Source organism: Neisseria sp. P0013.S005 (assembly GCF_051958425.1).
Taxonomy (GTDB): Bacteria; Pseudomonadota; Gammaproteobacteria; order Burkholderiales; family Neisseriaceae; genus Neisseria; species Neisseria subflava.
Window position 1 is genome coordinate 1 of the sequence record NZ_JBQCVL010000026.1, and the last position, 6,924, is coordinate 6,924.

The following is a 6,924-nucleotide window of genomic DNA, read 5'->3' on the forward strand; positions in this document are numbered from 1 at the left end:
TCCAAGCCTCGGTAGGGGCAGGAAAACAAACCCCGTCACGCGCTGCCTCCTGCGCCTTAATCATCGGCAGCAACTCATTCAACAGTTTCGCGGTTCGCCCCCAAGAGAGCTGGCTCTTCCCGGGACGGAAGAGACCAATGTAGCGGATAGCCGCTTTCCCGATATCGGCATCAAGTTCCAGCAACATCTTCAGCACTTCGGCTGCTTCGGCGTCGCTGACCAAGCTATCCAAGCTGTTGGCCGCTCCGCAGTTGGGACAACGGCAAATCATGATTCAATCTCCCAAATATCACGGCGGCGAATAACTTTTTCGGTTTTAACTTTCCGTCGTATCCATTGGCCGCAGTATTCGCAGCACCGACTGTTTTTATTAACTTCACGCCATTTATGCGCATACCCGTCAATAGCACAGGCTCCAATACGTTTGTAATCACACCATTCGACTTTTTCGACAACTTGTCCGCCTGGCTTAAATGCATAAATCTCTACCTTGCCATTGGGTAAAAAACTGATGGGAGCACCGGTAAACCACCCGTCGTTGTCATGCCATCCGATACGCCAGATACCCAGCGTGTCAAACTTTTCGATAACCGGCATTCCTCTGCGCGGTATAACTTTTTTGTTATTTTTCAAAAATCTATAAATAAAATTGCTATATTTCGGACTCTTTTTAGGGTTGTATTGCTCAATGTCCATCACACTTCCTCCCATAAAGTTATCGCCCGAGCCAAAGTTTCCGCCTCGGCAGTCTTCCACATCCCATCCGGCGACCGCGCAGCAATCACAAATCCCTCGCCGTCCTTCTTCATCAACATCAGCTCGCCACGGTCTTCGATCCATTCGGCAATTTCTTTTGCATTCATTTTCCTATTTCCTTTTAAATCAATACCTTATATTTTCAATAAGGCAAAAAAATATAGAGCAACATCAACGGCTTACCGTTTTAATTGTCGTCATACCCGTCATGGCATTTACCTATCATGTGCAACACGACGATTCGGGCTAGCAGTTCAAGCCAAATCCCCAGCAGCACCAACACAGCCAATCCGACAACAAACCAAATCATTTTTTCTCCTCCTTCTTATCGGCAGGCCGTTTAAAACGCGCCTGATACTCCTCGATTTCGCGCTCTCGGCTTTTTTGCGCCATTCGCGCCGTCGCACGCCTGCGGTGTTGTCCCCAAGCCTGCCAATCCGTATTACGTCGTCCGAAACTCATTTCACACATCCTTTCACAATCGCCTTATCGCCATATTTCGCGCGGATTTCCTTAAGCGCACGTTCCAAAGCCTCTTGTCTAGCCGTAGGGCTCAATGGCTTATCGCTCATAAACAATTCCTTTCATTTTTTCTTCTGTACTCATAGCATCATATTGCTCGCCCAAGGCTTTTGCCTCCAAATCCGCCAGACGCTCGCGGCGCGACATTTCCAACTTCGCCGCCGACACCACCGGCTTAGAGCAGCTATGCAGCATCGTGCCCACCAAAACCGCCCAAAACAACAACCAAAAAGCCAAACCGATCCACTTGGTTTTTCGTTCGCAAAATAAATTAGACATTTTCCTATTTCCTTATAAATCAATTACTTAATATTTTCTCAAGGCAAAAAAATTATTGCGTACCCAATCCGCCTTCACTTGAACAGCCCATTCCTTGGCTTCCTCTTTGCTTTCAAATCGCTTCCGCAGTCGGCGGATTTGCAACCATGCGAAGCCTTCTTTCCGCTTGCCGCGCACATCCGCCCGCCAAATCTTGCGACGTTTATGGGTTTCGTAGTCGTACCAAGTGTCCTCATAGACTCCGGCGTGTACCGCATATTCTTGTCTCATTTCAGACGGCCTTTCTTATCGGATAATCAGGGAGCTGTATTTCTTAACGATACCGGCCTGCAGCTTGATACCGTTCTTGTTCGCCGTGCGTACCGCGCCGCGCATCAATTTGCTCATCCGGCGCGTATTGCCGTTACTATGTTTAACCAGTTCCAAGAGCGTCTCCTCGTCTGCATCAGGCAAAGCCGATTTCGCAATCTCAAAGAGTTCGTCATCCGGCAAAGATTCGCCCAAATTCAGCGCAACAGACACTCGGCTGTAAAGCTGTACCAGCTCGCCATGCTTACCGCGCAAATTCGCAACCAGTCGGGGCATACCGCTCAACACCAAACCGCAGCCCGTCTCATCGTGCAGTCGGCGTACAATTTCAAGGGCGCGTAAAGGCAGGTTTTCCGCCTCATCGACCACAATCAGACGGCCCGAATCGCGCAGGCGGTCAGATACAGACTCAAACAAATCATTCAGGCTGCCCATCGCCGATACCTTCGCCGCAGCCGCCAACTTGCGCATCAAGACCAAAGCCGTAAAGCTCGGATTAGCCTCAATCAAGATGGCCGCTGGGTTTTTCTCGCAGTAGTTTTTGACCGCCTGAGTCTTGCCCAAACCCGCCTGACCGTAGATCACCACCGTTTCGCCGCCTTCGTGCGCATCGCGCATCACTTCCGCGATTCGGCGGGTCGTCTTAGTCGATACAAAACCCAACACCAGCTCTTCGCGTTGCGCTTTACTGTCCTGTACCTCTAAAAACGCTTCGATTTTCGGCTCGATGGTTTCATAATTTCCGCCTTTTGCCGCGTAGGTATCATTCAGGTACATACTGATAGATGCCGGAGATACCCCGATACCGCGCGCAAGCATCGTCTGATTCATCCCTGATTTGGCTTTAAATTCAGCCAGTTTTTGTTGCAATGTATGATTGATTTGTTTCATTTTTTTAGTCCTTTTAAAAGAGGTTTAAAACCGTTTTAACTTCTATCCGCCTCAAACAGAACAAAATTGTCCGTGCCCGTTTTCGGCAATACAGCATACTTCGCCTCGATGACGTTTCCGCCCAAATGTCCCAGCTCGTCCCAAGCCGCCGCCTGTTCCAGTGCCGGATTGACTTCCGCATTCGCGAGCTTGATTGCATTTTCCGCCCGCTTGATTTTGCCTTTTTGGCGTTTTTCCGCCAGTTGGTCGATACGCGCCGTCGGGAAAGCCTCGCGGCTATTGCCGTTGACTTGTGCCTTCGTGATGAACTTACCGTCCATATCAAACACATTGACCACCGACGCATCGTCCAAATCGTAGCTGACCCGTACCTCGTCTTTGTGATACTCCGCCAGCTCGACTGAAAAATAAGAGTTGTTGAACAAATCCAGCCAACCGCGCTGTACCTTTCGCACCTCCTGCGGCATAAACATCGTCGCCAGCTCTTCCGCCGACAACATATCCGGCGCGATACCGTCCTGTTCCAGCCTCATTTCCCGATAAGCCTTTGGCGAATAATGCCCGCCGTCAGGATGTCGGGGCAGCTCGCTGTGCGGACGGTTGTTGTAATCATCGATACACTTGACCACATCCGCGATAAAACGCGACCAGCTCGGCAGTTTTTTCAAATATTTCTGTTGTTCCTCCGTTAAATCCTTGCCTTTTTCCAAAGCGTTAAACGCACTTTCCATCTTGCGGTACATCAGGTTCTTCGTACTGCTGTCCATTCCTGCGCCCGCAAACGTCTCATACTGGCGCGCCATCTCAATCAGATTGTCTTTCCACCATCGTTCGATGATGCCTCGGCCTTGCGGATTGCCCGCGATACCCGTTTCATGGCGGATACCCAATCGGGACGTAATACCCGTGATTTCATGGTCTATCGTCTTGCCTGTCTGACCGCCGCCGTTATCCGAGTAGTAGATAATCGGCAAACCAAAGTGCTTGACCCCGATACGCAGAGCGTCCGATACCGCCACACAACTTTCAGCGAGAGAGACCGAAAAACCGACCACAAACCGCGTACAACCATCAATAATCACCGTCACTTCCGGCTTAAACGGCCTGCCGTGTACCGGATGCGCCACCTTCGCCTTAAAGCTGTGGCCGTCGCCGATCCAAACATCGTTAGGCTTCAAAGCCCCCCAATCACGTTTCACATAAGGCAGCAGCGATTTATAAGCCGCCCCCGTCTTCCTGCCGCGCTCCTGCATAATCAGCGGGAGCTTGTCCCAAACGCGCCGCACCATACTCAAATTAGGCACATCATTGACCGGCATATTTTCCGCTTCAGCCCACTGCACAAACCGGCGGTAGCTGTGCGCCAGCTTTGGCGCGGACGGAATATTGTGAAACTGCATAAACATCGGCAACCAACCATAGCTCTCAATCGGTTTGACCGCCTTCGTCGTCTTCGGAGCCAAAGCAACCAACCGCTCCGTCGCGTTTTCCGCTTTAAGGTAGGCAGAAATCCAGCCGTCTAAAGTACGTTCACCAACCTTTGCCGACCGGCTGCGGTCATTGGCCTTTTCCAAGTTCCCAAGCGTGACCGCGTCCAATTTACCTTCTGCCAGCAAGCCCAAAAACTGAGCCACCGCAGCCTTCGCAGAGCAACCGTATTGATATTTGATACCCAACACCGCCGCCACCACCGCACATCGCGCATCCGCCACCGACCGTTGTTTCTCATTCAACAGCTTGGCCGCTTCAGCCAGTGCTTGAGCCGACATCGCCGTCCCCGGTCTGACTTGGGGCAGCATTTTCGGCATCTTCTCCGCCAGCTCGTCCGACTGCCGTTTCATGATGGCTGCTCGGATTTCGGCAGGAAGGGAAGCGATTAAGTATTTTTTCAGACGGCCTCCACGCGCTTTGCCAACCTCTTCGATGTACGGCCAGCCTTGTGTCTTGGCTCGCTTCTCAATCGCCTGTCTTGATACTTGTAGATTTGGCAACCGTAAATTTGCGAGTTCTGATGACGAAAGACTATCTGTTTGCATATAAAACTCCACTTATCCCGCTTTTAGTTCATTTGTAATCATTTGCATGATTTCTTTTAAACATCTGCGTATAATTAGTGCGAAGCACTTAATACTGGCTTGAAATTACGTTCTTCATAACGTGTCGGCCAAATTACTTCAGGTGGGACACCTATTGCATTTGCAATGATTTTTTCTCCTTTCAAATAAGGAAATTGCAATGCTCCCTTCAATGTATTTGGCGACAAGCCGGATGCAACACTAAGAGCTCTTACTGACCACCCACGTTTTTTGAGTGCTGCAACAATATCTGCGCGGTGCCAATCTGCGTTTTTTGTACCATTTCACTTACTCCATACGTTAAACCGTTTTTCTAACCGTTTGCACTTGGTTGGTTGAATAATATATGCAACCAGATACTATGTAAAGCGGTTGCATAGAGAAATAACTAAGTTTTTGCTTAGATTTTCTGTATGTTTTTGTTTATTAATTAAATTAATTTTATGCAACCAAATACATTTAGTTGCATAGAAAGTTGCATAGAAAGTTGCATAGATGTTTTTATATATGCAACCGCATATAGAGATAGTTTATGAATACTTTTAAAGAGAGATTGACTTATTTATGGCGCGATAACCCAAAGCCTGCGGTTATTGCAAGAGATATCGGAATGAGCCCACCCGGATTTAACCGGATTTGGTATAACGATGGTCTTCCAAACACTGAAACCCTTATAAAGATTCAAGAATCTACCGGGTGTGATTTAAACTGGCTGCTGACCGGCAAAGGCTTACCGTATCTTGATAAAGCTAGGCCGGAAAACGCCGGAGCATTCTCTGTAAGCAGAAATTCTGATGGAATTACCGACACTATGGGCAACCCTGTTGACTTGTCAGAGTTTGTATTCGTGCCGCGCTACAACGTAGCCGCAGCAGCAGGGTATGGCGCACCGGTCTTCGGCGAAGAACCTTTATTCTGCTTGGCTTTCCGGAAATATTGGATTGACAACTATGTGACCAAACAGCCGGAAAAATTGTCTGTAATTACCGTTAAAGGCGATTCAATGGAGGGCGTGCTCAATCATGGGGATTCCATTCTCATCAATCACGCCAAAACCGACCCGCGTGACGGCCTATATGTCTTGCGTATAGGCAATGACCTCTTTGTCAAACGTGTGCAACGCATACCGGGCAAACTGCTTGTAACGTCTGAAAATCCACGTTACGCACCGTTTGAAATAGATTTGAGCAATGCCCAAGACGACATCGCCATCATAGGCCGTGTTGAGTGGTATGGCCGGAGTATTGATTAAATCCATTTTAAAAACCTCTTAAAATAGTTTTAAAAAATTCCCAATCCCGTCAGCTTTCAACAAAAAACCGCGCATTCCGGCGCGGTTTTGTGAAAAAGCTGGCGTAACTTTTCCGGATACAAAAAAACGCCGAAATCCACGTCTTTCCGAGATTTCAGCGTTTTTTTACTCTATTTGTTCCTTGTGCAAAAACTAACAGTCCCCCACACTCACAGGCCGTCTGAAAAAAAACCTGCCTTTTCAAAGGCAGGTTTTGTTATTTAAATTCCCTTAATATTTTTTATGGTATCATCATAGAAATTTATCCTATCATTTCTTAATAAACCCTGATTACAGACAACGATAAAAACCGATAAGGGGGTATATACTGTTAAATCTTCTGTTCTTATAACGGCTGTTGATTCCTCACTCCCCGAATGTTGCAACATCAAATCATCAAAAGCGTCTAAATTCAGCTTGTAGTAAATGCGGTGTTCAATTCGTTTTTCAGTCTCGGTCAAGACACCGCGTTCTTTCAGTTTATTCCGTGGCGTTCTTTGCTCTTGAACGGATAGCCCAGTTTCAATTTCAATTTCTTCCGCTGTCCGGTAAATGCCTAATTCATGCCGTGTCTTATCGTGCCAGTAGAAGAAATGACTGAATAAGATTGACGCGTTCACGCCGCCTAAAGGCTTTGCCAATTCCGGGTAATACGCGATTGGTTTACCTGCCACTCTCAACATTTCAGACGGTTTCATCATCAACCCCTTGACTACACGGCGGATGTAGGAAAACGTTGCGTTGTTTACACCACAGGTTGAGAAAAATAAGCCTGCAAGACCTCAAACGGCGTATCGCCAT

Annotated in this window: 8 protein-coding genes and 3 pseudogenes; 1 reads left to right on the forward strand and 10 read right to left on the reverse strand. The window is 48.1% G+C overall.

Annotated features, from left to right (window positions below; translation table 11 throughout):
* From ACTHTA_RS11070 to ACTHTA_RS11110, 9 genes and pseudogenes are all read right to left on the reverse strand, one after another.
* Positions 1 to 271, reverse strand: a pseudogene (locus tag ACTHTA_RS11070) (hypothetical protein); the annotation flags it as partial.
* Complete coding sequence (locus ACTHTA_RS11075) at positions 268 to 696, reverse strand: hypothetical protein (RefSeq protein WP_440364566.1); 429 nt, start codon at positions 694 to 696, stop codon at positions 268 to 270. The pseudogene ACTHTA_RS11070 and the gene ACTHTA_RS11075, both read right to left, overlap by 4 nt.
* Positions 696 to 863 (reverse strand): hypothetical protein, encoded by a 168-nt coding sequence (locus ACTHTA_RS11080; protein ID WP_170064790.1) that lies wholly within the window; start codon positions 861 to 863, stop codon positions 696 to 698. The genes ACTHTA_RS11075 and ACTHTA_RS11080 overlap by 1 nt, the downstream gene beginning before the upstream one ends.
* A 199-nt stretch (positions 864 to 1,062) precedes the next feature.
* Complete coding sequence (locus ACTHTA_RS11085; RefSeq protein WP_440364567.1) at positions 1,063 to 1,218, reverse strand: hypothetical protein; 156 nt, start codon at positions 1,216 to 1,218, stop codon at positions 1,063 to 1,065.
* Between the two features lie 99 nt (positions 1,219 to 1,317).
* On the reverse strand, positions 1,318 to 1,557 hold the full coding sequence (locus ACTHTA_RS11090; RefSeq protein ID WP_440364568.1) for a hypothetical protein: 240 nt from the start codon (positions 1,555 to 1,557) through the stop codon (positions 1,318 to 1,320).
* A gap of 27 nt (positions 1,558 to 1,584) precedes the next feature.
* A complete protein-coding gene (locus ACTHTA_RS11095; protein WP_440364569.1) occupies positions 1,585 to 1,827 on the reverse strand; it encodes a toxin PIN in 243 nt (80 codons plus the stop codon).
* Between the two features lie 15 nt (positions 1,828 to 1,842).
* Positions 1,843 to 2,757: an AAA family ATPase gene (locus ACTHTA_RS11100; RefSeq protein WP_440364570.1), complete on the reverse strand. Its 915-nt coding sequence runs from the start codon at positions 2,755 to 2,757 to the stop codon at positions 1,843 to 1,845.
* A 35-nt stretch (positions 2,758 to 2,792) separates the two neighbouring features.
* Complete coding sequence (locus ACTHTA_RS11105) at positions 2,793 to 4,793, reverse strand: Mu transposase C-terminal domain-containing protein (RefSeq protein ID WP_440364571.1); 2,001 nt, start codon at positions 4,791 to 4,793, stop codon at positions 2,793 to 2,795.
* A gap of 74 nt (positions 4,794 to 4,867) precedes the next feature.
* Positions 4,868 to 5,107 (reverse strand): annotated as a pseudogene (locus ACTHTA_RS11110) (helix-turn-helix domain-containing protein); the annotation flags it as partial.
* A gap of 257 nt (positions 5,108 to 5,364) precedes the next feature.
* On the opposite strand from ACTHTA_RS11110, the gene ACTHTA_RS11115 reads away from it, so the two are divergent.
* The gene (locus ACTHTA_RS11115; RefSeq protein WP_440364572.1) at positions 5,365 to 6,084 is read left to right on the forward strand and encodes a S24 family peptidase; all 720 of its coding nucleotides are present in this window, start codon (positions 5,365 to 5,367) and stop codon (positions 6,082 to 6,084) included.
* Positions 6,085 to 6,437: 353 nt separating this feature from the next.
* On the opposite strand, the pseudogene ACTHTA_RS11120 reads toward ACTHTA_RS11115, so the two are convergent.
* Positions 6,438 to 6,824: pseudogene (locus ACTHTA_RS11120) on the reverse strand (hypothetical protein); the annotation flags it as partial.
* Positions 6,825 to 6,924: the final 100 nt, after the last annotated feature.